Source organism: Pseudoxanthomonas yeongjuensis (assembly GCF_010093345.1).
Taxonomy (GTDB): domain Bacteria; phylum Pseudomonadota; class Gammaproteobacteria; order Xanthomonadales; family Xanthomonadaceae; genus Pseudoxanthomonas_A; species Pseudoxanthomonas_A yeongjuensis.
In genome coordinates this window covers 736,198-762,232 of record NZ_PDWT01000001.1, presented here as the reverse complement: position 1 = coordinate 762,232, position 26,035 = coordinate 736,198, and the positions used below count along the sequence as shown (strand labels likewise).

Here is a 26,035-nt window from a genome sequence, read left to right as displayed (position 1 = left end):
GTGAACGAGGTCGCCAAGAAACAGAATCTGCTCGACCTCGATCGCGAGGGCCTGGAGCGCTTCTTCGCCGATACGCTCGGCGAACAGCGTTACCGCGCCCATCAGGTGATGAAGTGGATCCATCACCGTTATGTCACCGATTTCGATGCCATGACCGACCTCGGCAAGGCGCTGCGCGCGAAGCTGCAGCAACATGCCGAGGTCGTGGTTCCACAGATACAGTTCGAAAAGCCCTCCACCGACGGTACCCACAAGTGGTTGCTCGGCATGGACGGCAAGAACGCCATCGAAGCCGTATTCATCCCGGACAAGGGCCGCGGCACGCTTTGCGTGTCTTCGCAGGTGGGCTGCGCGTTGAATTGCCAGTTCTGCTCGACTGCGACGCAGGGTTTCAACCGCAATCTGTCCACCGCCGAAATCATCGGCCAGGTCTGGGTGGCCGCGCGCCACCTGGGCAACGTGCCGCACCTGCAGCGCAAGCTGACCAACGTGGTGATGATGGGCATGGGCGAGCCGTTGATGAATTTCGACAACGTCGTGCGCGCGATGAGCGTGATGCGCGACGATCTGGGTTATGGCCTGGCCAACAAGCGCGTGACCCTTTCCACGGCCGGCATGGTGCCGATGATCGACCGGCTTTCGGTGGAATCGGACGTGTCGTTGGCGGTGTCGCTGCATGCGGCCAACGACGAACTGCGCACCGAACTCGTGCCGCTCAACAAGAAGTACCCGATCGCCGAATTGATGGCCGCTTGCGCGCGTTACGTGCAGGGCAGCAAGAAACGCGATTCGGTCACTTTCGAATACACGATGATGCGCGGCGTCAACGACCAGCCGCAGCATGCGCGGGAACTGGCGCGGCTGATGCGGCAGTTCGACAATACCGTGCAGTCGAAGGACGCGGGCAAGGTCAACCTCATTCCATTCAATCCGTTCCCGGGCACGCGTTACGAACGGAGCACCGAGGCCGATATCCGCGCCTTCCAGAAGATCCTGCTCGACTCGCAGGTTCTAACTATGGTCCGCCGCACGCGTGGCGACGACATCGATGCCGCCTGCGGCCAGTTGAAGGGGCAGGTCGTCGACCGGACCCGGCGCCAGGCCGAGTTCCGCCTGCACCTGCAATCGCAGGGGATCGATGATGCGGCTGCGTAATGCGATGGTCCTGGCGGTGATGCTGGCCTTGGTGACGGCAGGTTGCTCCAGGCTTACCTTCATCAGGCCCAGCTCGAAGTCGAAATCGATCCCGTTTCCCGAGGCGCAAGTCGAACATCGCGTCAGCGACAGCGCCGCGACCAAGCGGCGCCTCGCCACCCAGGACCGCCTGCGCCTCGCCACGCAAAGACTGGGCAGCGGCGACCTGGTTTCGGCCGAACGCGAGGCCAGGATGCTCCTCAAGGACGATCCGGGTTCGGCCGATGCCTATACCGTGCTGGCGGTCATCCGCAGCCAGCAGGGCAATACCGCGCAGGCTGGCGACTATTACAAGCGTGCCGCCGAACTTGCCCCTGCCCGGGGAGGTGCGCTCAACAATTACGGTGCGTGGCTCTGTGCCAATGGGTTCCCCGCCGAGGCGCTGGTCTGGTTCGACCGGGCGCTGGCCGCACCCGGATACGCGACCCCGGCGGCGGCACTGGCCAATGCCGGGGGCTGCGCTCTGAAAACGGGCCAATACGAGCGCGCCGGACGCGACCTGCGCCAGGCGCTTTCGCTGGATCCGGATAATTCCTACGCGCTGGCCTCTATGGCGGACAACGAATACCGCCAGGGTCGTTATTTCGAAGCGAGGGCGTTCACAGAACGGAGATTGGCTGCTGCACCCGCCGATCCGAGCGTGCTACAACTGGCAGCTGATATTGAGACCAAGCTGGGCGACAAGGCCGCCGCCAGCCGATATGTTCAGCGGTTGAGGGCGGAGTTCCCTTCGGTCACCGCGAACCCTGGGGAAACGACAAGGCCATGAACGAACAAATGCAATCGGCCGCGGGCGAATTCGCCCAAGGCTGCGGCAGCCTGTTGAAACAGGCGCGCGAGGACGCCGGCATGAGCCGGCAGGACGCGGCCAGCCAGCTGAAAATGCCCGAGCGGGTACTCAAATCGCTGGAGGACGAAAATTGGCAGCAGCTTGGGGCCCCGGTCTTCGTCCGTGGCCAGTTGCGCAGTTACGCCAAGCTGTTGAAGGTCGATATCGATCCCTACCTGCAACAGGCCCAGTTGCAACCCATCCGTCCGGCCGAGCTGATCAGCCACAGCCACACCCCGCGCTACCAGCGGTTGCTGGAAAGCGTCGCCCGTCGTGCGGTCTATGTCGTGATCACCGCTGCGATCGCGGTGCCGGTATGGGTCGCCACGCAATCGCATATCGACCAGGGCGATGATTCACGGACCACTGCCTCCCTCGACGTGGTCCCTTCAGATGTAGTGTCGACAGGCAACCAGACCACGCAGCCGCAGGCGGTCGCAGGCAGGCAGGCCGCGCCCTATGTCGCTTCCCTTACCCCGCTTCCGCGCAATAACGGCAACGGGCTGGTCTTGCGCATGAGCGGGGACAGTTGGGTCCAGATCACCGGGCCCGATGGCGTCACGCTGGAAAAAGGGCTGCTCAAGTCGGGCGAGGAGCGCAACTACCGCAATGGCCAGGTAGGCCGCGTGGTGCTGGGCAATGCATCGGCGGTCGAGGTTCAGCAAGCGGGTAGTACGGTGGATATCGCGCCCTACAGGCGAGCCAATGTGGCGCGCTTTACGGTATCCTCTGACGGTTCCCTCGCTCCGGTTGCCGACTGACTGGATTCGGGGGATTTTTCCACTTGAATCCTCCAACCCGAATCAATGACCCCGCCTAGACGGGGCGAGAGTACGCATGGCGATCGACGATCTGCTCGACGAGCACGAACAAAGCGAACGCGTCCGCAATTGGCTGAAGAACAACGGCGCTGGAATGATCGGCGGCATAGCCTTGGGACTCGCGGTTATTTTTGGCTGGCAGTGGTGGCAGAAGCACCAGGTGCAGCAGGCCGAGCAAGCCAACCTGGATTACCAGCTGGCAGTGGACAGCCTGGCTACGGCGGACCTCAAGAAGGCGCAGGCGGAGGTCGTCAAACTGCAAGGCGGCGACGCGAATGTGTATGCCGACCTGGCCACGCTCAGGTTGGCCAAGGCCCAGGTCGATGCCGGCCAGGCGGAAACCGCCATCGCCACCCTGCGTGCGCTCAATCCGGATCCCTCGCTGAAATCCCTGGTCGACCTGCGGTTGGCCCGGTTGCTGACCGATGCGGGCAAGGGCGAAGAAGCGCTCAAGGTCCTGGGCGATGCCAGCGACAGTTCCAGCCTCGAGGCGCGTGGTGACGCATTGTTCGCCACCGGCAAACGCGACCAGGCTCGCGATGCCTATCTCAAGGCGCTGACCGGAATGGATGTGGCCGCACCGCAGCGCCGTCTGGTCGAACTCAAACTCACCGATGCAGGCGGCACGCCGCCCAAACCCGAGCAGCCCACCCGATGAGGCCTGTTTCCATGTTCAAGCGCTTTCTTGCGGTCGCCGTGCTGGCGGTGGTCCTGTCCGGTTGCAGCACGATAAAAGGCTGGTTCGGCAGTAAAAAAGACGATGGTAAGCCGACCGAGCCTGCCGAATTGGTCGATTTCACTCCCAGCGCCACGGTCTCCAAATTGTGGAGTGCGAATGCCGGCAAGGGCGAGGACCGCCTGGGTGTACGCCAAGGCCCGGCAGTGGCTGATGGCCGTGTCTATGCGGCTGCGATCGAAGGCGGCGTGCGTGCATTCGACCTGCAGACCGGCAAGTCCGTGTGGCAGTACAAATCGGATGCGCGCCTGTCGGGCGGCCCGGGTGCGGGCGACGGGTTGGTTGTGGTCGGCACGCTGGATGGCGGTGTGATCGCGCTGGACGCCTCCACGGGCACCGAAAAGTGGCAGGCCAAGGTTCCGAACGAAGTGATCGCCGCGCCGACCATCGGTCAGGGGCTGGTACTGGTCCGTTCCAACGATGGCCGGGTATCGGCATTCGATGCCGCTTCCGGTGAGCGCCGCTGGTTCTCCAACCACGATCTGCCCAGTCTGACCGTACGCGGCAACGCGCCGGTGACCCTGGGGCCGGGCGTGGTCTTCGTCGGCAACGACGATGGCACGGTTTCGGCGATGGGCCTGAGCGATGGCCGCCCGTTGTGGAACCAGGTGATCGGGGTTCCCGAAGGCCGTACCGAGCTGGAACGCATGGCCGACGTGGATGGCCCGGTCGTGCTCGAGGACGCCACGGTCTATGCCACCAGCTTCAAGAAGCAGACTGTCGCCATCGACGGCCCCAGCGGGCGTCCGCTGTGGGCGCAGGACAATGGTGGTGTGGGTGGGCTGGGGCTGGCATCCGGCAGCGTGGTGGTTTCGGATCCGGCCGGCACCGTCTGGGCGCTGGACAAGAGTTCGGGCGCGTCGCTCTGGTCCAACCAGACGTTCGCCCGCCGTTCGCTGACCGCGCCGACGGTGCAGGGCGACTACGCGGTGGTCGGCGATTACGACGGCTACCTGCACTGGTTGCGCCTGGACAACGGTGAGGAGGCCGCACGCGAACGCGTCGGCGGCAAGGCCCTGCGGGCCAAGCCGGTCGTGGTCGACGGGATCCTGGTGGTGCAGAACGTCGAAGGCGAGCTGAGCGCTTTCCGTCTGCAATAACCGGTTCCGTCCTCTTCGCATGGCTCCTGGAAACAGCGCACCCTGGTGCGCTGTTTTCCGTTCCGGCCGATGCGACCCCGCCGAATAGGGGATAATCGGGCTTCGCAAGGCCTGCAGTGCATGCCGCCGATCTCCACTTTCCTTCCCGGCTTTCAAATATGCTTCCCCTCGTTGCACTGGTCGGCCGCCCCAACGTGGGCAAATCGACGCTCTTCAATGCGCTGACGCGCAGCCGCGATGCGCTGGTCCACGACCAGCCCGGGGTGACCCGCGACCGCAACTACGGCATCTGCCGCCTGGACGAGGAGAACCCGTTCATGGTGGTCGACACCGGCGGCATCGCCGGGGAAGAGGAAGGACTGGCCGGCGCCACCGCGCGCCAGGCCCGCGCCGCGGCGGAGGAAGCCGACCTGGTGTTGTTCATCGTCGATGGCCGCGAAGGCGCCTCGACCCTGGACGACGACATCCTGACCTGGCTGCGCAAGAGCGCGCGCCCCACGATGCTGGTGATCAACAAGATCGATGGACTGGAGGAATCCACCGCGATTTCCGAGTTCTCGCGCTACGGCTTCAACGACGTGGTCACGATCTCGGCCGCGCACCGGTCGGGTATCGACGAATTGCTGGAAGAAGTGCAGCAGCGCCTGCCCGAGGAAGGCACCACCGAAGTGCTGGACAACGATCCGGCGCGGGTGCGCATCGCCTTCGTCGGTCGTCCCAATGTCGGCAAGTCGACGTTGTTCAACCGCCTGCTGGGCGAGGAACGGATGATCGCGTCCGAAGTGCCGGGCACCACCCGCGATTCGATCGCGGTGGACATGGAGCGGGATGGCCGCCAGTACCGGCTGGTCGACACCGCCGGCCTGCGGCGCAAGTCCAAGGTCGAGGAAGCGGTCGAGATCTTCAGCATCATCAAGACCTTGCAGTCGATCGAGCAGTGCCAGGTCGCGGTGTTGATGCTCGATGCCACCGAAGGCGTGACCGATCAGGACGCGACCGTGCTCGGCGCGATCCTCGATGCCGGCCGCGCGCTGGTGATCGCGGTGAACAAGTGGGATGGCCTGGAAACCTACCAGCGCGAACAGACCGAGTCGCTGCTGTCGCGCAAGCTGAATTTCGTGGAATGGGCGGAGAGCGTGCGCATTTCCGCCAAGCACGGTTCCGGCCTGCGCGAGCTGTTCCGCGCCATCCATCGCGCGCATGCCTCGGCGACCAAGGAACACGGCACCAGCGAAGTCACCAAGGCGATAGAAGTAGCCTACGAGACCAATCCGCCGCCAGCCGTTCGTGGCAGCGCGCCGAAATTGCGTTTCGCCCACCCGGCCGGCCTCAACCCGCCGACCTTCGTGGTCCATGGCACGCGCCTGAAGAACCTGCCCGAGTCGTACAAGCGCTATCTGGAGAACTTCTTCCGCAAGCGTTTCAAGATGGTGGGCACGCCGGTGCGCTTCATCTTCAAGGATTCGGTCAATCCGTTCGAAGGCAAGAAGAACGTGCTGACCGACAAGCAGGTGGCCAAGAAGCGCCGGCTGATCCGGCACGTCAAGCGCGGCAAGTAAGTCGCTCCGTCTGTCCGTCGCCAGCCGATGAGCGGTTTCCCGACACGCATCAGTTACGAAACAGCGCTGTCCATCGTGCGCGAGATCGCCGGACAACGACGGCTGGAGAGCGAACGGATCGCGATCAAGCGAGCGGATGGGCGGGTATTGGCGCAGGACGTCATCGCGTCGATCGCATCGCCCGCGTTCGACAACAGCCGCATGGACGGATTCGCCTTGCGCCACGCGGACCTCGATCCTGCGGGCGATGTTTCGCTGCGCATCGCCGGTGCGCAGTTCGCCGGGCCTGCGCTGGACCTGATCGTGCGACCCGGCGAATGCGTGCGCATCACCACCGGTGCGCCGATCCCGCGGAATGCGGACACCGTGGTCATCAAGGAAAACTTCCGCGAGCATGAGGGCTGGCTCACGGTTGTCGGTGGAGTCAAAGTCGGAGCCGATATCCGTCGCGCGGGTGAGGACGTGCAGGTTGGCGATGAAGTGCTGCAAGCGGGCTCTGTACTTTCGCCAGCACGTATCAGTCTCGCCGCGGTGCTGGGCGTGGCCGAACTCGCGGTGTCGCGGCGTCCGACCGTGGCGGTGTTCACTACCGGCGACGAGTTGGTGGAACCCGGCCTCGCACTCGCACCTGGGCAGATCTACAACAGCAACCGCGAACTGCTGATGGGCCTGCTGCGAGCCGAAGGGCTCGAACCCGTGGCCTGGCCGACCTTGCCCGACGATCCGGCGCGGATCGAAACCGCGTTGCGCGACGCGGCTTCCGCCTTCGACGTGGTCATCACCTGCGGCGGCGTTTCCGCTGGCGAAAAGGACTATCTACCGACGTTGCTGGCGGAGCAGGGCGCGATCCATTTCTGGAAAGTGAAGGTGAAGCCCGGCATGCCGGTGCTGTTCGGCGAGATGGACCGGGCGCTGTTCCTGGGACTGCCGGGCAACCCGGTGTCGGTGCTGTCCACCTTCCTGACCCTTGGACGCGGGCTGCTGGATGGTTTGCAGGGCAGGGCCGAGCCGCGTGCGCGCCGTTTCGCAAAGCTGACGACCTGGTGGAGCAAGCCGCACGAGCGCCTGGAGTTCCTGCGCGGCCGCCTGGAATACGGCGAGGACGCCGTGCTGCGGGTCCTGCCCAATCCAGCCGATGCCTCGCACCGCCTGCGTGGTGCCGCCGAAAGCGATGCCTTGATCGTTCTGGTCGAAGGATCGCGCGAGTACGCAGCGGACGACATCGTGGAAATAATCACCTATTGATCCTTGTAGAAGCGCCCCTTGGGCGCGATGCCTTTTATTGGAATTGCCGCCGGCTGGACGAAGAGCATCGCGGGCAAGGCCCGCACCTACCAGTATGCCGAGCCGTCGGAAATTCACCTGTAGGAGCGCTCCAACGGCTTGTCCGCGAGGCAACCCTGCTCATCGCCGAACCGATGCGGCCATGGTGGTGGATAATCAACGCATGGCAATCGATGAAATCACTCCCCGACAGGCACGCGAGCGGCAGTTGCGCGGCGCGGTGCTGGTCGACGTGCGCGAAGCCCATGAACGCGCCAATGGCCTGGCCGAAGGCGCGCTCGGCATCGCCCGGGCGACGCTGGAAGCCGATCCCGGCGTCTACCTGCCGGATCGCGGCGCCGAACTGCTGCTGATCTGCCAGGGCGGCGCCCGCTCGATGCAGGCCGCACTGGCCTTGCAGGCGGCGGGATATGCGAATCTGGCCTCGGTCGCCGGCGGCACTACGCGCTGGATCGCCGAAGAGCTGCCGGTGGTCAGGCCCGAACTGGACGCCGACCGACAGGATTTCAACGAACGCTATTCGCGCCATCTGCTGCTGCCCGAGGTGGGCGAAGCCGGACAGCTCAAGCTGCAGGCTTCGCGGGTGCTGGTGATCGGCGCCGGCGGGCTGGGCTCGCCGGCGGCGTTCTACCTGGCCGCGGCCGGGGTAGGGCGGTTGCGCATCGCCGACGACGACGTGGTCGACCGCAGCAACCTGCAGCGGCAGATCCTGCACACCGACGCGCGCATCGGCGAACCCAAGGTGGCTTCGGCCCAGGCCACGCTGTCGGCGTTGAATCCGCGTACGGACATCGAGGCGGTCGCCGAACGCGTGACCTCCGCCAACATCGAACGCCTGCTCGACGGCGTGGACCTGGTGCTCGACGGCGCAGACAACTTCCCGGTGCGCTACCTGCTCAACGATGCCTGCGTGAAGCTGGGGATACCGCTGGTGTACGGCGCGGTGCAGCGCTTCGAAGGACAGGTGAGCGTGTTCGACGCCGGCCGCCATCGCGGACAGGCGCCATGCTATCGCTGCCTGTTCCCGGAACCGCCGGCGCCCGAATTCGCCCCCAATTGTTCGGAGGCGGGAGTGCTGGGCGTATTGCCGGGCGTGATCGGCCTGCTCCAGGCCAACGAGGCGATCAAGTTGCTGTTGGGCATCGGCGAGCCTTTGCGTGGCCGCCTGCTGCATTTCGACGCGCTGGCGATGCGCTTCCGGGAGCTGCGTCTGCGCCCGGATCCGGATTGCGTGGTCTGCGCCGAGGGCAGGGCGTTCCCCGGGTATATCGACTACCAGCAGTTCTGCGGGAACCGGCCGGAATAATCTGGGCGCCACGCATCGATACGGGCGTATTTCCCGGTATCGTTGCTTGCGGGGTCGTGCCCGCCGCCAGCCAATCCATGGGTTGGCGAGGGTAGCTGGCTGGCGCTGGAAACCTGGGAGAAGAAGCATGCGCACGATCGTCCTTATCCTGATCGGACTGGCCCTGGCGGGGTTGGCGATGTGGCTGAGCAAGCCCGCCGGGCGCGTCGGCACGGCCTGGCTTTTCACCGGCGCATGGCTGCTGGTGACGTCATGGAACCTGTACGCCGGGATGTCGCATGGTTATTCGCTGCAGGAGGAATTGCCGATCCAGGTGGCGATCTTCGCAGTGCCGGTGATCGCCGCCTGGGTGCTGACGCGGAGGCGCGGCTGATGCGCGTGGCGCGGATCCGGGCAGCGTCCAGGACATCGGTTGGTGATCGATGAGCGCCGTTTCCCGCTCGCTGCTACGCACGCGCGGCCAGCGCGACAGCGGCCGGGTGTCGATGGTCGAACTGTTCTTCGATCTGGTCTTCGTGTTCGCGGTCACCCAGCTCTCGCACGGGCTGCTGGCGCATCTCTCGCCGCTCGGCGCGTTGCAGACCCTGATGCTGTTCCTGGCGGTGTGGTGGCTGTGGATCTTCACCTCGTGGTTCACCAACTGGCTGGATCCCGAGAAAATGCCGGTGCGCGTCCTGCTGTTCGCGTTGATGCTGGGCGGGTTGTTGCTGTCGTCCTCGATACCCGAGGCGTTCGCCGAAAAGGGCGTCGTATTCGGCTGCGTCTTCGCGGCCATGCAGGTGGGCCGCACGCTATTCATGCTGTGGGCCTTGCGCAACGAAAGTCGCGCCCAGTTCCGCAATTTCATCCGTATCCTGGCGTGGTTCCTGATATCGGCGGTGCTCTGGATCTGGGGCGGGTTCGAGGATGACCCGCAGCGCACGATCCTGTGGATGCTGGCCATTGCCGTGGAATATGTATCGCCCTCGGTGGCGTTCTGGGTGCCGGGGCTGGGGCGTTCAAGCACGGCGGAATGGGATATCGATGGCGGCCACCTGTCCGAGCGTTGTGGCCTGTTCGTGATCATCGCGCTGGGCGAATCGATCCTGGTCACCGGCGCCACCTTCGCCGAATCTTCGTGGAACGCCACCACCATCGCCGCCTTCCTGGCCTCGTTCCTCGGCAGCATCGCGATGTGGTGGATGTACTTCGATACCTCGGCGGAACGCGCCAGCCATCGCATCAGCCAGTCCAGCGACCCGGGACGGATCGCGCGCCTGGCCTACACCTATCTGCATCTGCTGATCATCGCCGGAGTCATCGTCTGCGCCGTGGCCGACGAGATCGTGCTGGTGCATCCGGGCCACGCCGAGGCGATGGGCATCGCGACCATCCTCGCCGGCCCCGCGCTGTATCTGCTGGGCAACGCCTTGTTCAAGTGGGCATCGAACGACCGCAAGCTGCCGCCGTTGTCGCATTTGGTCGGCTTACTGCTGCTGGCGGTACTCGCGCCATTCGCTTTCGGGCAGCATTTTTCCGCCTTGGAATTGGGCGTTGCCACCACCAGCGTGATGGTCCTGGTCGCGGCCTGGGAAAGCCTGGCCCTGCGCCGCCCGCCGCGCCCGGTGCCGTGAATACCGGCCGACGGTTAACCGGAATCGCGGCGACAGCGGTTAACCTGTAGCGACCGCAACCGCAGGACCTTCGTTTGGCCGCCGAACTCGTCTCCACCGACCTGGTCAAGGTCGTCGCCCTGCTGGGCGCGGCCGTGGTCGTCGTTCCGATCTTCCGGCGCCTGGGCCTGGGTTCGGTGCTGGGCTATCTCGCCGCTGGCCTGTTGATCGGTCCGTTCGGGTTCGGCTGGTTCTCCGATCCGCAATCCATCCTGCACGTGGCCGAGCTGGGCGTGGTGATGTTCCTGTTCGTGATCGGCATGGAAATGCAGCCCTCGCACCTGTGGAGCCTGCGCCGGCAGATCTTCGGCCTGGGCACGCTGCAGATCGTCTTGTGCATCACGGCCTTGATGGGGGTCGGACTGGCCTTTGGATTCAGCCTGCCGGTCTCTTTCGTCGGTGCGGCCGGTTTCGTGATGACCTCCACTGCGATCGTCATGCAACTGCTGGGCGAACGCGGCGACATCGCCTTGCCGCGGGGGCAGAAGATCGTTTCGATCCTGCTGTTCGAGGACCTGCTGATCGTGCCGTTGCTGGCCATGATCGCCTTCATGTCGCCGGTGGTGCCGGACCACGCCGAAGGTTCCCGCTGGGTCAGCATCGGCATAGGCATCGCCGCGTTGGCCGGACTGATCGTCGCGGGGATCTGGCTGCTCAATCCGTTGTTCCGCATCCTCGCCGCGGCCAAGGCGCGCGAAGTGATGACCGCCGCGGCGCTGCTGGTGGTGCTGGGTGCTGCGTTGTTGATGCAGATCGGGGGGCTGTCGATGGCCATGGGCGCGTTCCTGGCCGGTGTACTGCTCTCCGAATCGACCTTCCGCCACCAGATCGAAGCGGATATCGAGCCGTTCCGCGGCATCCTGCTGGGCCTGTTCTTCCTCAGCGTGGGCATGTCGCTGGACCTGGCCGTGGTCGCGGGCAACTGGCCGCTGATCCTGTCCGGTGTACTGGTGATGATGGCGGCGAAGGCGCTATGCATCTATGTCGTGGCCCGGATCACGCACAGCGTGCATGCCGAAGCGCTGGACCGGGCGGTATTGATGGCCCAGGGCGGCGAGTTCGCCTTCGTGCTTTTCTCCGCCGCCGCGGCGGCACGGATCATCGATGCCACGGTCAACGCCAACCTCACCGCCATCGTGGTGTTGTCGATGGTCCTGACCCCGTTGTTCGTGATCGTGCTCAAGCGCCTGACGCCCAGGGCCCAGGCCTCGCTGGAAGGCATCGAAGAGGCCAACGGCCTGACCGGCAGCGTGCTGATCATCGGCTTCGGCCGCTTCGGGCAGGTGATGAGCCAGTCCTTGCTGGCCCGCGACGTGGACGTGACCATCATCGACACCGACATCGAGATGATCCGCAGCGCGGAGGAGTTCGGCTTCAAGATCTATTACGGCGACGGCACCCGGCTGGATGTATTGCGCGCCTGCGGCGCGCAGAACGCGCAATCCATCGCCATCTGCATCGACGACAAGGATGCGGCCAACCGCATCGTGGAACTGGTCAAGCACGAGTTCCCGCAGGCGCAGGTGCTGGTGCGTTCGTTCGACCGCGAGCACTCGCTGGCGCTGATCAGCGCGGGCGTGGACTTCCAGATCCGCGAGACGTTCGAGTCGGCGGTGGAATTCGGCAAGGCGGCGCTGAGGAGCGTGGGCGTGCCGCAGGAAGATGCCGATGCCATTGCCGAGCAGATCCGCCGACGCGACGCGGAGCGCTTCGAACTGGAGATGGCCAGCGGCAACCTGCAGGCCGGCGCGTCGATGGTCTATGGCAACAAGCCAGCGCCAGCGAAGCCCACGCCGACCCCGTTCACCAAGCCCAAGCGCGAAGCCCGGCCGCTCAACGACGAGGCCGCCGAGGCCATCGGCGAGGAAGAGGAAGAGTAGGGTGCCGGCAGCCTAGCCGTGGCGTCGCTGCGCTTCGGCGAAGGCCGCCAGTTGATCCGGCGTCGCTTCCTTCTGGTGCTTCGCCTTCCACTCGGCGAAAGGCATGCCATAGATCCGTTCGCGGGCTTCATCCTTGCCGATCGGTTGGCCTGCGGCCCCGGCCGCCTCCCGGTACCAGTCCGACAGGCAGTTGCGGCAGAAGCCGGCCAGGATCATCAGGTCGATGTTCTGCACGTCGCTGCGTTCGACGTTGAGGTGCCGCAGCAGGCGGCGGAAGGCGGCGGCTTCGAATTCGGTGGTGTCGGTCATGGTCGTGGTTGAGGTTGTAGGAGCGACGCAAGTCGCGAAGAGGGAATGGGAAGGCATCGCGACTGACGTCGCTCCCACAGCATCAGGTGGCGCCGAGGCGGTAACTACACCCGGCAGGTGGAATCGGGGAGAATACGCGCAAGACTTTACACCTGAAGCCCATGATGACTGCCCGCATCCTCGATGGTCGCCGTATCGCCGAAGACCTGCTCGACGAGCTGAAAACCAAGGTCGACGCGCGGGTCGCCGCGGGGCTGTCGCGCCCCGGGTTGGCGGTGGTGCTGGTGGGCGGCGATCCTGCCTCCACCGTCTACGTGCGCAACAAGCGTCGTGCGGCGGAGAAGGTCGGGATCGAGGCTTTCGACCACGACCTGCCTGCCGGCACCTCGGAAAACGAGCTGCTGGCACTGATCGACAAGCTCAATGCCGACCCGAAGGTCCATGGCATCCTCGTGCAGCTGCCGCTGCCAGGAATCCCCGATGCCAGCCGCCTGATCCACCGCATAGACCCGCGCAAGGACGTGGACGGCTTCCATCCGGAAAACGTCGGCCACCTGGCCCTGCGCGAGTTCGGCCTGCGTCCGTGCACCCCGCGCGGCATCACCACCCTGCTGGGCTACACCGACAAGCCGGTCCGCGGGCAGAACGCGACCATCGTCGGGGTCAGCAACCACGTGGGCCGGCCGATGGCGCTGGAGATGCTGATCGCCGGCTGTACGGTCACCAGCTGCCACAAGTTCACCCCCGCGGCGGTCCTCGAGGCACGCGTGCGCGATGCCGACATCCTGGTCGTCGCTGCCGGCCGGCCGGGGTTGATCCCGGGCGAATGGGTCAAGCCGGGGTCGGTGGTGATCGACGTGGGCATCAACCGGCTGGAGGACGGCAGCCTGGTCGGCGACGTGGGTTTCGAGGCGGCGGCGCAGCGAGCCAGCTGGATCACCCCGGTACCGGGCGGGGTAGGGCCGATGACGGTCGCCACCTTGATGCAGAACACCCTGGAAGCGGCCGAAGCGGCCCTGCCGTAGGAGCGGGCCTTGCCCGCGATGCTTTTCAGCAATGTTCCCAAAAGCATCGCGGGCAAGGCCCGCTCCTACAAAAAAAGCCGAGCGCCCGGGTTCCGATTCGTCGTATAATTACGCGCTTCCCCACACTCGGGTCCGCCGATGCTACGCATCCAGGCTGAAGCACTCACCTACGACGACGTTTCCCTCGTCCCCGCGCATTCCCTCGTCCTGCCCAAGGATGTCGACCTCGGTACGCGCCTGACCCGCGACCTGCGCCTGAAACTGCCGATCGTCTCCGCGGCCATGGACACGGTGACCGAAGCGCGCCTGGCCATCGCCCTGGCCCAACTGGGCGGCATCGGCATCATCCACAAGAACCTGAGCGTCGAGCAGCAGGCCACCGAAGTGGCCAAGGTCAAGAAGTTCGAAGCCGGCGTTATCAAGGATCCCTTCACCGTCACCCCCGAAACCACCATCGGCGACGTGTTGGCGCTGACCCGGGCCCGCAATATTTCCGGCGTGCCGGTGGTCGAAGGCGGCCAGTTGCTCGGCATCGTCACCAGCCGCGACATGCGCTTCGAGACCAAACTGGACGACCCGGTCCGCAACATCATGACCAGGAAGGATCGCCTGGTCACCGTGCGCGAAGGCGCCAGCGACGGCGAAGTGCTGCAGTTGCTGCACAAGCACCGCATCGAGAAGATCCTGGTGATCAACGACAGCTTCGAGCTGCGCGGCCTGATCACGGTCAAGGACATCCAGAAGAAGACCGACAACCCGAACGCGGCCAAGGACAGCGCCACGCGCCTGCTGGTGGGCGCGGCGCTCGGCGTCGGCGGCGATACCGACCAGCGCGTCGAAGCGCTGGTCGCCGCGGGCGTGGACGTGGTCATCGTCGATACCGCGCACGGCCATTCGCAAGGCGTGCTCGACCGCGTCGCCTGGATCAAGAAGCGCTTCCCGCAATTGCAGGTGATCGGCGGCAACATCGTCACCGGCGATGCGGCGTTGGCGTTGATGGACTCCGGCGCGGATGCGGTGAAGGTCGGCGTGGGTCCGGGCTCGATCTGCACCACGCGCATGGTCGCGGGCGTCGGCGTGCCGCAGATCACCGCGATCGACATGGTGGCCGAAGCTTTGCAGGGACGCATCCCGCTGATCGCCGATGGCGGCATCCGCTATTCGGGCGATATCGGCAAGGCGATAGTGGCGGGCGCCTCCACGGTGATGATCGGCGGCCTGTTCGCCGGCACCGAGGAAGCGCCGGGCGAGGTGGAATTGTTCCAGGGCCGCAGCTACAAGAGCTATCGCGGCATGGGCAGTCTCGGCGCCATGGAAAAAGGCAGCAAGGACCGCTATTTCCAGGACTCCTCCGATGCCGACAAGCTGGTGCCCGAAGGCATCGAGGGCCGCGTGCCGTATCGCGGCCCGGTCGGCAGCATCATCCACCAGCTCATCGGCGGCCTCCGCGCCACCATGGGTTACGTGGGCTGCGCGACCATCGACGACATGCAGAAGAAGCCGAGCTTCGTGACCATCACCGGCGCGGGCCAGCGCGAAAGCCATGTGCATGATGTGCAGATCACCAAGGAACCGCCGAATTACCGGATGGGCTGAGAGCTTGAGGAACGAGTGAAGAGGAACGAGGAACGAGTGTCCGGGTTCCTCTTTGTGTATCCGCCTCCCGCTTTTACTCGTTCCTCCCCACTCGTTCCTAGTTCCATCCACTCGTTTCCAGCCCCATGACCAACATCCACACCGACAAGATCCTCATCCTCGATTTCGGCGCGCAGTACACGCAGCTTATCGCGCGTCGCATCCGCGAGATCGGGGTGTATTGCGAGATCTGGGCCTGGGACCACGACCCGTCCGAGATCGCGGCCTACGGGGCGAAGGGAATCATCCTGTCGGGTGGCCCCGAATCCACCACCGAAGCCGGTGCGCCGGCCGCGCCGCAACAGGTCTTCGATTCCGGTCTGCCGATCCTGGGCATCTGCTACGGCATGCAGACGATGGCGGCGCAGCTGGGCGGCGCCACCGAAGCCGCGGACGCGCGCGAGTTCGGCCATGCCGAAGTGGAAGTCGTCGCAGCGGATGCGTTGTTCGCCGGCCTCAACGACCACGCCAGTACGCCGCCGCGCCTCGATGTATGGATGAGCCACGGCGACCACGTGGCGGAAGCTCCTCCCGGCTTCACCGTCACCGCCGTCACCGACCGCATCCCGGTCGCTGCGATGTCCAACGAGGACAAGCGCTGGTACGGCGTGCAGTTCCATCCGGAAGTCACCCACACCCGCCAGGGCGAAGCGTTGTTGCGCCGTTTCGTGATCGATATCTGCGGCTGCAAGACCTTGTGGACGGCGGCCAACATCATCGACGACCAGATCGCGCGCGTACGCGAACAGGTCGGTTCGGATGAAGTCATCCTGGGTCTGTCGGGCGGTGTCGATTCATCGGTCGTCGCTGCGCTGCTGCACAAGGCCATCGGCGACAAGCTGACCTGCGTCTTCGTCGACACGGGTTTGCTGCGCTGGAACGAGGGCGACCAGGTGATGGCGATGTTCGCCAGCGAAGCCGATAAAGGCGGCATGGGCATCAAGGTCGTCCGGGTCAACGCCGCCGACCGTTATTTCAAGGCGCTGGAAGGCGTGGCCGATCCGGAGGCCAAGCGCAAGATCATCGGCAACCTGTTCGTCGACATCTTCGACGAGGAATCGAACAAGCTGGCCAACGCCAAGTGGCTGGCGCAGGGCACGATCTATCCGGACGTGATCGAGTCCGCCGGCAGCAAGACCGGCAAGGCCCACGTGATCAAGAGCCACCACAACGTAGGTGGCCTGCCCGAACACATGAAGATGGGTTTGGTCGAACCATTGCGCGAACTGTTCAAGGACGAGGTGCGGCGCCTGGGCGTCGAACTCGGCCTGCCGCGGGCGATGGTCTACCGCCACCCGTTCCCGGGCCCGGGGCTGGGCGTGCGTATCCTCGGCGAGGTGAAGCGCGAATACGCCGAGCTGCTGGCCCAGGCCGACGCGATCTTCATCGAGGAGCTGCGCAAGGCGGACCTGTACGACAAGACCAGCCAGGCCTTCGCCGTGTTCCTGCCGGTGAAATCGGTCGGCGTGGTCGGCGACGCGCGCGCCTACGAATGGGTGATCGCGTTGCGTGCGGTCGAAACCATCGACTTCATGACCGCGCACTGGGCGCACCTGCCCTACGACTTTCTTGGCACAGTATCTAACCGTATTATCAATGAGTTGCGTGGTATTTCTCGTGTCGTATATGACATAAGCGGCAAGCCGCCGGCAACGATCGAGTGGGAATGACCGCGACTCGCCCGGTACGGTTCCGATACCCATTCGGGATGGAAACAGCCCAGGCGACAGGCAGGTAGGACAGATGCGTTGCAGGATTTTCGGCCGCACCGGCCGTTCCATAAGTGAAATCGGCTTCGGCGCCTGGGCCATTGGCGACGCCTGGGGCCGGGTCGATGACGCCGAGGCCATCGCCGCGCTGCACGCGGCGCTCGATGCCGGCGTCGACTTCATCGACACCGCCGACGTCTACGGCGATGGACATTCCGAACAACTGATCGCACGGGTGTTGAAGGAACGCGGCGGCGACCGGCCGTTCGTGGCCACCAAGGCGGGCCGTCGCCTGCCGCAGCAGACCGTCGCCGGCTACAGCGAGGAAAACCTAAGCGCCTTCGTCGATCGCAGCCTGAGGAACCTGGCGACCGAGACCCTGGACCTGTTGCAGCTGCATTGCCCGCCGACCGATCTGTACTACCACCCGGAAGTCTTCGAGCGCATCGAGCGGCTGGTCGAACAAGGCAAGATCCGCCACTACGGGGTCAGCGTCGAGCGCGTCGAGGAAGCGCTGAAGGCGATCGAATACCCGGGCTTGGCCAGCGTGCAGATCATCTTCAACCTGTTCCGGCAGCGCCCGGCCGAACATTTCTTCCGCCAGGCGCAGGAGAAGGGCGTGGCGATCATTGCCCGCGTGCCGCTGGCCAGCGGCCTGCTCAGCGGCAAGTTCAGCCGCGACACGCATTTCGAAAATACCGATCACCGCCAGTTCAACCGCAACGGCGAAGCCTTCGATGTCGGCGAAACCTTCTCCGGCGTGCCCTACGAAGTCGGCCTGGCGGCGGTGGAACGGATCCGGCCGCTGGTTTCCGGCGATGCGACGATGGCGCAGTTGGCGCTGCGCTGGATACTGATGTCCGAGGCCGTCACCGTCGTGATCCCGGGCGCGCGCAATCCGCAGCAGGCGCGGGCCAACGCCGCCGCCGCCGATCTGCCGCCGTTGCCGGACGAGGTCGTCGACGCGATCGCGCGGATCTATGCCGAAGACATCAAGCCCTACGTGCACCAGCGTTGGTGATGGTGATGGACGACGAAACCTGGATGCGCCATGCGCTGATGTTGGCCGACAAGGCCGAACGCGAGGACGACGAGATCCCGGTAGGCGCGGTGCTGGTGGGTGCGGAGGGAGAGTTGCTCGGCGAAGGCTGGAACCGCAACCTGGCAGAACACGATCCCACGGCGCATGCCGAGATCGTGGCCATGCGCCGCGCCGGACAGAGGCTCGGCAATCATCGCCTGGTCGGCAGCACCTTGTACGTGACCCTGGAGCCGTGCGCGATGTGCGCGATGGCGATGGTGCATGCGCGGGTCGCAAGGCTGGTCTACGCCGCATCGGATCCGAAGACGGGAGCGTGCGGCAGCGTGTTCGACCTGGTCGGCGATCCGCGCCACAACCACCGGGTGGAAGTCAGCTCCGGCCTGCTAGCCGAAGAAGCCAGCCGGCGCTTGACCAATTACTTCAGGGCCAAGCGCGGCAAACCACTTCTCGACTGACGTCACGACCGTAGGAGCGGGCTTCGCCCGCGATGCTCTCGATTTTGCGCATCGTGCGAAAGCATCGCGGGCAAGGCCCGCTCCTGCGTGCTTATTCGCGCCTGGCGATATGGCGGTGGTCCATTTCCTCGTTCACCGCCTTCACCGCCAATGTCGACTCGCGCGCCAGCAGTATGCTGGCCGCGAACATCGCCAGCACGCCCAGCGCGGCGAGCACGGTCGGGACCGCACCCAGCCGGTGGCCCAGCAGGTTGTCGGCAGCTACCGCCAGGCTGGTGCCCACGAACAGGCTGATGGCGATGTACAGCAACTGCCCGGCGCGCAGGATGATCAGGCTGCGCCGCCGCTGCAGGGCGATGCGCTGCTCGTAAAGCTCCCGCTGCAGCGGGTCCTCGATATCGATCAGTTCCTTCAGCAGCGTGCGTGCGCGATCGATGATCCGCGCCAGGCGGTTGTTGGCCGACAACAGCAGCGATGCGGTCGCGGTCAGGAAGAACGCGGGCGCCAGCATCGCGGTGAGCGTGGCGTAATGCACGTACTGATCGGTGTTCTGGAGCATGGCCCGTGCCTGGGGGGAGCTGCGTTATGATGCGTCACAATGCGATCTTTCCGCAAAACACGCTCGCCGCTGGCGATGCGCAGCCCGAAGGACCAAGACCGACGCATGCCTGCCCATAACCCCAACAGCGACCGCCTGATCTGGATCGACCTGGAAATGACCGGGCTGGATACCAATCAGGATTCGATCATCGAGATCGCCACCGTGGTCACCGATGCGCAATTGAATGTGCTGGCCGAGGGCCCGGAATTCGCCATCGCCCACCCGCTGTCCGCACTGGAAGCCATGGACGACTGGAACCGGGCCCAGCATGGCAAGTCGGGTTTATGGAAACGGGTGCTGGAAAGCACGGTAACCCTGGGCCAGGCAGAGGCGCAGACGGTGAATTTCCTTTCCCAATGGGTGCCGGCCAACGCCTCGCCGATGTGCGGAAATTCTATCTGCCAGGACCGGCGCTTCCTGCACCGGTTGATGCCGAGGCTGGAGAAATACTTCCATTACCGGAACCTGGATGTCAGCACCTTGAAGGAACTGGCGCGGCGCTGGGCCCCCAGGGTGCTGGAAGGCGTGCGCAAGCAGTCGACGCATACGGCGCTGAGCGATGTGCGCGACTCCATCGACGAGCTCAAGCACTACCGCAAGCACCTGGCCGAACTCGCCGGCGAGTGACCTGACGCATCGTAGGGCGTAGGAGCGACGCAAGACGACCTGGTCAGGATTGCGGCTTGGGCGCGATGTCGCCGTCATCGGCGACCGAGCGGGCCATGATCTCGCTTAGCGGCTTGCCATCGGCATTGTGGTGGTAGACGTTGAGGTCGCGTTGCGGGTAGGGGATGGAAAGCCCGTTCCCGATCAGCTCGTTCCTTATCGCCTGGGTCAACGCGCTCTTCGCGTCCCCATAGTCCGGATTCTTGCAGTTGGCGAAGAGCTTGAGTTCGACGCTGCTCTCGCCGAGGTTGGTGACCTGCACGAAGGGCGCGGGGTCGTCGATGACCATGGGATTCTCGTGCGCCAGGCGCAGCAGGATCTCCTGGGCAAGCTTGAGGTCGTCGTCGTAGCCAACGCCCACCGCGATTTCGATGCGCCGGGTGGGCAGGGACGAATAATTGATGATCGGTGCGGTGGTGATGGTGCTGTTGGGCAGGATGATCAGACGCTGGTCGAACGCACGGATCCTGGTCTGGAAAATGCGTACTTCCAGCACCGTGCCTTCCTGGTCGGCGACGACCACATGGTCGCCAGCCCGGAAGGGGCGCAGGACGATCAGCATGACGCCCGATGCGATATTGGACAGCGAGTCCTTCAGCGCCAGGCCTACCGCAAGGCCGGCGGCGCCGAGCAATGCGAACATGGACGTGGTGGGAACACCGATCGCGCTCAACGCGGTGATGATCACCAGTACCAGCATCACCGCATAACTGATCCGGCGCAGGAAACCGGACAGCGTGGAATCGACGTGGGCGCGCCCCAGCACGCGTTCCAGCCCGACACTGAAGCGATTGGCCAGCCACTTGCCGATCAGGAAGATCAGCGCTGCGGCGAGCAGCTTCAGACCCCACGTTTCCAGCAATCCCAGCCAGTCGATCCCGCGGATGTCCTTCACGATATCCGCGGGCGCTGCAGTGGTGGCCTTCGCCTGGATCATTGCGCCTTGAGCTTGGCCAGCCGCAGCCACGTATCGACCACGGTATCGGGATTCAGCGATACCGATTCGATGCCTTCCTGCATCAGCCAGTCGGCCAGGTCGGGATGGTCCGACGGACCCTGTCCGCAGATGCCGACGTACTTGCCCTTGGCCCTGGCGGACTTGATCGCCATCGACAGCAGCTTCTTCACCGCCGGGTCGCGCTCGTCGAACAGGTGGGCGACGATGCTGGAGTCGCGGTCCAGGCCCAGGGTGAGCTGGGTCAGGTCGTTGGAACCGATGGAAAAGCCATCGAAGATGTCGAGGAATTCGTCGGCGAGCAACGCGTTCGACGGAACCTCGCACATCATGATGATCTTCAGGCCATCCTCGCCGCGCTTGAGGCCATGCTTGGCCAGCACTTCGATGACCTTGCGGCCTTCGTCCAGGGTGCGCACGAACGGAATCATCACCCACAGGTTGTCCAGGCCCATCTCGTTACGGACCTTGCGCACCGCCTTGCATTCCAGCGCGAACGCGGGCTCGAACGAAGGATCGACGTAACGGCTGGCGCCGCGGAAGCCGATCATCGGGTTCTCTTCGTGCGGCTCGTAGTTGCTGCCGCCAATGAGGTTCGCGTACTCGTTGGACTTGAAGTCGGACAGGCGCACGATCACCGGGTTCGGCGCGACCGAGGCGGTGATGGTGGCGATGCCCTCGGCCAGGCGATCGACATAGAAGCTGACCGGGTCGGCATAGCCGGCGGTCTTGGCGTCGATCTTGCGCTTGGTCTCGGCGTCCTGACGGTCGTATTCCAGCAGCGCCAGCGGGTGCACGCCGATGTGGCTGGCGATGATCATTTCCAGGCGCGCCAGGCCGATGCCGGCGTTGGGCAACTGGCCGAAATCGAAGGCGCGCTCAGGGTTCGCCACGTTCATCATGATCTTGAGCGGGGCAGGGGGCATGTCGGTCAGGTCGGTGGTGATGCGCTCGAACTTCAACGTGCTGCCGTAGATGAAGCCGGTGTCGCCTTCGGCGCAACTGACGGTGATTTCCTTGCCATCCTCGATGTGGTCCAGCGCGTTGCCGGTACCGACGACCGCAGGCACGCCCAGCTCGCGGGCGATGATCGCCGCGTGGCAGGTGCGTCCGCCGCGATTGGTGACGATGGCCGAGGCGCGCTTCATCACCGGCTCCCAGTCGGGATCGGTCATGTCCGCGACCAGCACGTCGCCGGGCTGCACGCGGTTCATGTCGGCCAGGCTGCGCACCACGCGGGCCACGCCGCTGCCGATCTTCTGGCCGATGGCGCGGCCTTCGGAAATCACTTCGCCGCGCTCGAGCAGGTGGTAACGCTCGATCTGGGTGGCCTTGGCGCGCGACTTCACCGTTTCCGGGCGGGCCTGCACGATGAAGAGCTTGCCGCTGACGCCGTCCTTGGCCCACTCGATGTCCATCGGGCGGCCGTAGTGCTTCTCGATGGTCAGTGCCTGCGTCGACAACGCCTGCACGTCTTCATCGGAAATGGAGAACTTGTTGCGCAGTTCGACCGGCGTGTCCTCGATCTTCACCCGCTCGCCGGGCTGGTCCGAATAGACCATGCGCAGCAGCTTGCTGCCCAGCGAGCGGCGCAGGATCGCCGGCTTGCCCTGCAGCAGGGTCGGCTTGTACACGTAGAACTCGTCCGGGTTGACCGCGCCCTGCACGACCATCTCGCCCAGGCCCAGGCTGGAGGTGACGAAGACCACGTCGCGGAAGCCGGATTCGGTGTCCAGGGTGAACAGCACGCCGGAAGCGCCGACGTCCGAACGCACCATCAGCTGCACGCCGGCCGACAGGAACACGTCCTCGTGCTTGAAGCCATGGTGCACGCGGTAGGCGATGGCGCGGTCGTTGTAGAGGCTGGCGAAGACTTCCTTGACCTTCAACACCACGTCGTCGGCGCCGGTCACGTTGAGGAAGGTTTCCTGCTGGCCGGCGAAGCTGGCGTCGGGCAAGTCCTCGGCGGTCGCGGAGGAACGCACGGCCACGGCGATGTCGCCGCCGCCGTTTTCGTCGGCGAGCTTGCGATAAGCGCTGCGGATGTCCGCATCCAGCTGCGGCTGCAGCGGCGCGTCGATGACCCAGCCGCGGATTTCCTTGCCGGCGAGGGTCAATGCATCGACATCTTCCACGTCCAGCGTGGCCAGCTTGTCGAAGATGCGCTTGGACAGGTTGTTGTGGGCGATGAAGTCCTTGAAGGCCTCGGACGTGGTCGCATAGCCACCGGGAACGGAAACCCCCAGGTTGGCCAACTGGCCGATCATTTCGCCCAACGAGGAATTCTTGCCGCCTACCCGGGCCAGGTCGGCCAGGCGCAGGTCGTGCAACCACAGGATGTTCTGGTTCAAGCGCATTGCTCCAAAGCGGCCGTGCGCCTCGCCGAAGGCTACGGCGAGGGCCGCGTCCAGGGGAAGAATCGCTATGATGCAGTGCGGGACAAGCGCAGACAAGCTTGATCTGACGGTGTTTTTCGTGTTGACGAGGGAGAAGGATCGATGTCGAACGTGCGCCCGGTGTTCTATGTCTCCGACGGTACCGGTATTACCGTGGAAACCATTGGCCATAGCCTGCTGACCCAGTTCACCGGGTTCAGTTTCGTCACCGACCGGATTTCCTTCGTGGACGACCTCGCCAAGGCCCGTGCGGCCGCAGACCGCATCCGCGAGGCTGGATTGCGCCATGAGTCGCGGCCGATCGTCGTCCATTCCAACGTCGATCCGGCCATCAGCGAGGTTCTCGCAGAAAGCGGGGCGCTGACCCTGGACGTGTTCGCGCCGTTCATCCAGCCCATGGAACAGGAACTGGGCGCGTTGCGGCAATCCCGGATAGGGCAGGCCCACGGCCTGGTCAATTTCGAGACCTACCACCGCCGCATCAACGCGATGAACTACGCCCTGACCCACGATGACGGCATCGCCATCAACTACGACGAGGCCGACCTGATCCTGGTGGCGGTGTCGCGGGCCGGCAAGACCCCGACCTGTGTGTATCTGGCGCTGCATTACGGGATCCGCGCGGCCAACTATCCGCTCACCGACCAGGACCTGGAAAGCGATCGCCTGCCGGCGCGCCTGCGCGCCTACCGGCGCAAGATCTTCGGCCTGACCATCGACCCGGAGCGCCTGCAGCAGATCCGCCAGGAACGCCGGCCCAATTCCACCTACGCCAAGCTCGAAACCTGCATCAGCGAGGTGGCGGCGGCGGAGCGCATGTTCCAGGCCGAGCGCATTCCCACGCTCAGCACCACCCACACCTCCATCGAGGAAATCTCGAGCAAGGTGATGTCGACCCTGGGCCTGCAGCGGGAAATGTTCTAGGGGAAGGTGGCGCGGATCGCGCAGATTGGTCGCGCAGGCCGGAGGCGTGCGGAAAGGGCTGCGGAGGAGGTGTCCGGAGAAGCGCCCAAGTTAGGCCGTCCATCGCATTCCGTCAATGCTGCCGCGATCGCGATCCAGCGTGTAGGATCGGGTCATGACGCAAGCACTCGCCCGTCCCGCCAGCATCCCCAAACTCAACCGTTTCGGTTGGCTGATGGCGCTGTACGCGGAGAACCACGCGCGCCTGTCCCGGTTGTTCGCACCGGCCGATCTGGTTCCGGGGCGCTATGTGTCCAGCATCGGCGACGGGCTGGACGTGTACCTGGACGTGATCGAGACCCACCGCTACACGGTGGAGTTGCGCCTGACCTACGCCTTGCGCGATCCCGAGACCGGCGAACTCGATCCTTCGGCTTTCGTGCGCCTGTACCGCGATGCGCGCCAGGCCGAGGCCACGCATTGCTACGTGGGCCGGCGCTGGCAGGACGTGATCGGGATGTACCCGCCGCCGGCGGAACTGATCAGCCACCGCATGCGCATGAACACCTTCCTGGGCAAGTGGCTGGAGTACCTGGCCGAAAGCGGCCATGGCGTGGCGACCTTGCGCCGCCATGACGACCTGGTCGTTGCGCTGGAAGCAGCCGACTAGCCCTTGCATGTCGGCGATGACTCTGCGGAGCGACGCTGAAACTGAAGCAAATTTATTTTTTCGCAACGCAACACTTGCGCGATCCGTGGACGCTAGCTAGAATTCCGCCCCTTCCAGCCCGTGGGGCCATAGCTCAGCTGGGAGAGCGCCTGCATGGCATGCAGGAGGTCGGCGGTTCGATCCCGCCTGGCTCCACCAATATCCTGGGATCAGGCCGATCCAGGATAGGGAACAAGTTCCACGTCCCCATCGTCTAGAGGCCTAGGACACCACCCTTTCACGGTGGACACCGGGGTTCGAATCCCCGTGGGGACGCCAATTGATTCAACGACTTAGGCCCGGGCAACCGGGCCTAAGTCGTTTCTTCCGCAGCCTTTCCGGAATTCCCTGCACTGAAGTTGCCCCCGAGCAACGACTGTCCGATCGAGTGCAAGGACCATGTCGGGAGTACGCTTCGAGGCACAAATGCGGTTTAGGGGGCAAATTGGATTCCATTGATCTGAAAGCGCTGGCTCGGGCGATGGCCGAAGAGTCCTTGGTCAACGACTGGCGCTTCTACGTACTGTGGGGTTTGATGACTCTCGTCACTGCAGCCATTGGCGCGTACGCGGGTGCCTATTTCCGAAAACGGGGGGAGGTCGCGGCAATCAGGTCAGACTTCCAGGAACTCACGCGCCAATTGCGCGATAACACTCGGCTCACCGAGCAGATCCGCACGGATTTCGCGCACCAAGATTGGGCAACCCGTGAGTGGAAAACCTTGCGTCGAGTGAAGGCGGAGGAACTACTCAACGAAGTGCGTGATGCCATGAATACGTTCCGGGAGCAGGGCGAGAATCACCTGTTCCACGAGTTGAAGCTCTTCCACACCATTGGGAAGAAGGCACACACCCTTGCTTTACTCTATTTCCCAGAGGCGCTTACTCCCGTTCTGCACTTCGCAGCGCTTCTGGAAGAAGGCACCGAGTTGAGTTTGGATATTCGACGTGAGATGGACCAAGAGGGCGTCCCGCGCGAAATATCAAAAGTGAGAACGCGACGGCTCCCTCAACTATCCAACCACCAGTTCAGACTGTTGCAGGTGTCGAATCAAATCGAAGATGTAATTCAGCAAGCATTTCAGGGAGCAGCTGTCCCTACAGTTCAGCCGCACCACTCAGCATCGCCGGGGGGTCAGACTATTCCTACACCAGAAGGCGGTGTCGTCTGATACCAGCCGGCCGATTGGAACGGCAATCTACTCATGCCCCCGGCAGCACGCCTTTGCACCAGCGATGGATGCCACTCAGCGAAAGGAACAGGGCGCGG

At 64.5% G+C, this 26,035-nt stretch carries 24 protein-coding genes and 2 tRNA genes; 22 read left to right on the top strand and 4 right to left on the bottom strand.

All coding sequences use genetic code 11. The features are described from left to right. The 11 genes from rlmN (at position 1) to CSC74_RS03295 (ending at position 12,361) form a co-directional block, all read left to right on the top strand. Positions 1–1,155 carry a dual-specificity RNA methyltransferase RlmN gene (gene rlmN, locus CSC74_RS03345; protein WP_162312984.1) on the top strand — a complete coding sequence of 385 codons (1,155 nt, stop codon included), beginning with the start codon at positions 1–3 and terminating at the stop codon, positions 1,153–1,155. Continuing rightward, positions 1,139–1,963, top strand: a complete 825-nt coding sequence (pilW, locus tag CSC74_RS03340; RefSeq protein WP_162312983.1) for a type IV pilus biogenesis/stability protein PilW — start codon at positions 1,139–1,141, stop codon at positions 1,961–1,963. The genes rlmN and pilW overlap by 17 nt, the downstream gene beginning before the upstream one ends. Beyond that, entirely contained in the window at positions 1,960–2,784 is an 825-nt protein-coding gene (locus CSC74_RS03335; protein ID WP_162312982.1) for a helix-turn-helix domain-containing protein, read from the top strand. Before pilW ends, CSC74_RS03335 begins: the two co-directional genes overlap by 4 nt. Before the next feature lie 76 nt (positions 2,785–2,860). Further along, a complete protein-coding gene (locus CSC74_RS03330) occupies positions 2,861–3,502 on the top strand; it encodes a YfgM family protein (protein WP_162312981.1) in 642 nt (213 codons plus the stop codon). Beyond that, on the top strand, positions 3,499–4,680 hold the full coding sequence (bamB, locus tag CSC74_RS03325) for an outer membrane protein assembly factor BamB (protein WP_162312980.1): 1,182 nt from the start codon (positions 3,499–3,501) through the stop codon (positions 4,678–4,680). The genes CSC74_RS03330 and bamB overlap by 4 nt, the downstream gene beginning before the upstream one ends. 158 nt (positions 4,681–4,838) lie before the next feature. Then, positions 4,839–6,239 carry a ribosome biogenesis GTPase Der gene (der, locus tag CSC74_RS03320; RefSeq protein ID WP_162312979.1) on the top strand — a complete coding sequence of 467 codons (1,401 nt, stop codon included), beginning with the start codon at positions 4,839–4,841 and terminating at the stop codon, positions 6,237–6,239. A 27-nt stretch (positions 6,240–6,266) separates the two neighbouring features. Beyond that, on the top strand, positions 6,267–7,484 hold the full coding sequence (locus tag CSC74_RS03315) for a molybdopterin molybdotransferase MoeA (protein ID WP_162312978.1): 1,218 nt from the start codon (positions 6,267–6,269) through the stop codon (positions 7,482–7,484). Positions 7,485–7,665: 181 nt separating this feature from the next. Beyond that, the gene (gene moeB, locus CSC74_RS03310) at positions 7,666–8,829 is read left to right on the top strand and encodes a molybdopterin-synthase adenylyltransferase MoeB (RefSeq protein ID WP_162312977.1); all 1,164 of its coding nucleotides are present in this window, start codon (positions 7,666–7,668) and stop codon (positions 8,827–8,829) included. A 127-nt stretch (positions 8,830–8,956) separates the two neighbouring features. Further along, positions 8,957–9,202 (top strand): hypothetical protein, encoded by a 246-nt coding sequence (locus tag CSC74_RS03305; protein WP_162312976.1) that lies wholly within the window; start codon positions 8,957–8,959, stop codon positions 9,200–9,202. A gap of 49 nt (positions 9,203–9,251) precedes the next feature. Beyond that, the gene (locus CSC74_RS03300) at positions 9,252–10,442 is read left to right on the top strand and encodes a low temperature requirement protein A (protein WP_211369538.1); all 1,191 of its coding nucleotides are present in this window, start codon (positions 9,252–9,254) and stop codon (positions 10,440–10,442) included. Between the two features lie 74 nt (positions 10,443–10,516). Next, positions 10,517–12,361, top strand: coding sequence for a monovalent cation:proton antiporter-2 (CPA2) family protein (locus CSC74_RS03295; RefSeq protein WP_162312975.1), 1,845 nt, complete (start codon positions 10,517–10,519; stop codon positions 12,359–12,361). A gap of 12 nt (positions 12,362–12,373) precedes the next feature. Here the strand turns inward: CSC74_RS03295 and CSC74_RS03290 are convergent, their stop codons facing one another. After that, a complete protein-coding gene (locus CSC74_RS03290; RefSeq protein WP_162312974.1) occupies positions 12,374–12,670 on the bottom strand; it encodes a DUF1244 domain-containing protein in 297 nt (98 codons plus the stop codon). A gap of 164 nt (positions 12,671–12,834) precedes the next feature. Between CSC74_RS03290 and folD the strand changes: the two genes are divergently transcribed. The 5 genes from folD to tadA all read left to right on the top strand — a co-directional run bounded on the left by folD (position 12,835) and on the right by tadA (position 18,536). Further along, on the top strand, positions 12,835–13,695 hold the full coding sequence (gene folD, locus CSC74_RS03285; protein WP_162312973.1) for a bifunctional methylenetetrahydrofolate dehydrogenase/methenyltetrahydrofolate cyclohydrolase FolD: 861 nt from the start codon (positions 12,835–12,837) through the stop codon (positions 13,693–13,695). 138 nt (positions 13,696–13,833) lie between these two features. After that, positions 13,834–15,291 (top strand): IMP dehydrogenase, encoded by a 1,458-nt coding sequence (gene guaB, locus CSC74_RS03280; RefSeq protein ID WP_162312972.1) that lies wholly within the window; start codon positions 13,834–13,836, stop codon positions 15,289–15,291. Positions 15,292–15,416: 125 nt separating this feature from the next. After that, positions 15,417–17,000 (top strand): glutamine-hydrolyzing GMP synthase, encoded by a 1,584-nt coding sequence (guaA, locus tag CSC74_RS03275; RefSeq protein ID WP_162312971.1) that lies wholly within the window; start codon positions 15,417–15,419, stop codon positions 16,998–17,000. A gap of 73 nt (positions 17,001–17,073) precedes the next feature. After that, positions 17,074–18,060 carry an aldo/keto reductase gene (locus CSC74_RS03270; RefSeq protein WP_162312970.1) on the top strand — a complete coding sequence of 329 codons (987 nt, stop codon included), beginning with the start codon at positions 17,074–17,076 and terminating at the stop codon, positions 18,058–18,060. Beyond that, the gene (tadA, locus tag CSC74_RS03265) at positions 18,060–18,536 is read left to right on the top strand and encodes a tRNA adenosine(34) deaminase TadA (protein WP_162312969.1); all 477 of its coding nucleotides are present in this window, start codon (positions 18,060–18,062) and stop codon (positions 18,534–18,536) included. Before CSC74_RS03270 ends, tadA begins: the two co-directional genes overlap by 1 nt. A gap of 91 nt (positions 18,537–18,627) precedes the next feature. Here tadA and CSC74_RS03260 read toward each other — a convergent pair whose 3' ends face one another. Beyond that, the gene (locus CSC74_RS03260; RefSeq protein ID WP_162312968.1) at positions 18,628–19,095 is read right to left on the bottom strand and encodes a DUF2721 domain-containing protein; all 468 of its coding nucleotides are present in this window, start codon (positions 19,093–19,095) and stop codon (positions 18,628–18,630) included. Between the two features lie 105 nt (positions 19,096–19,200). Here CSC74_RS03260 and orn point away from each other — a divergent pair, with 105 nt between their 5' ends. Next, positions 19,201–19,764: an oligoribonuclease gene (gene orn, locus CSC74_RS03255; RefSeq protein ID WP_162312967.1), complete on the top strand. Its 564-nt coding sequence runs from the start codon at positions 19,201–19,203 to the stop codon at positions 19,762–19,764. Between the two features lie 43 nt (positions 19,765–19,807). On the opposite strand, the gene CSC74_RS03250 is transcribed toward orn, so the two are convergent. Together CSC74_RS03250 and ppsA are read right to left on the bottom strand one after the other, a co-directional pair. Further along, a complete protein-coding gene (locus CSC74_RS03250; RefSeq protein ID WP_425501431.1) occupies positions 19,808–20,806 on the bottom strand; it encodes a mechanosensitive ion channel family protein in 999 nt (332 codons plus the stop codon). Further along, complete coding sequence (gene ppsA / locus CSC74_RS03245) at positions 20,737–23,109, bottom strand: phosphoenolpyruvate synthase (protein ID WP_162312965.1); 2,373 nt, start codon at positions 23,107–23,109, stop codon at positions 20,737–20,739. The genes CSC74_RS03250 and ppsA overlap by 70 nt, the downstream gene beginning before the upstream one ends. 147 nt (positions 23,110–23,256) lie before the next feature. On the opposite strand from ppsA, the gene ppsR reads away from it, so the two are divergent. The 5 genes from ppsR (at position 23,257) to CSC74_RS03220 (ending at position 25,937) form a co-directional block, all read left to right on the top strand. After that, positions 23,257–24,078: a posphoenolpyruvate synthetase regulatory kinase/phosphorylase PpsR gene (gene ppsR, locus CSC74_RS03240; RefSeq protein ID WP_162312964.1), complete on the top strand. Its 822-nt coding sequence runs from the start codon at positions 23,257–23,259 to the stop codon at positions 24,076–24,078. A gap of 154 nt (positions 24,079–24,232) precedes the next feature. After that, the gene (locus CSC74_RS03235; protein ID WP_162312963.1) at positions 24,233–24,727 is read left to right on the top strand and encodes a DUF1249 domain-containing protein; all 495 of its coding nucleotides are present in this window, start codon (positions 24,233–24,235) and stop codon (positions 24,725–24,727) included. A gap of 122 nt (positions 24,728–24,849) precedes the next feature. Then, a tRNA-Ala gene (locus CSC74_RS03230) sits at positions 24,850–24,925 on the top strand. A gap of 44 nt (positions 24,926–24,969) precedes the next feature. Continuing rightward, a tRNA-Glu gene (locus tag CSC74_RS03225) sits at positions 24,970–25,045 on the top strand. Positions 25,046–25,211: 166 nt separating this feature from the next. Further along, complete coding sequence (locus CSC74_RS03220; protein WP_162312962.1) at positions 25,212–25,937, top strand: hypothetical protein; 726 nt, start codon at positions 25,212–25,214, stop codon at positions 25,935–25,937. Positions 25,938–26,035 lie beyond the last annotated feature (98 nt).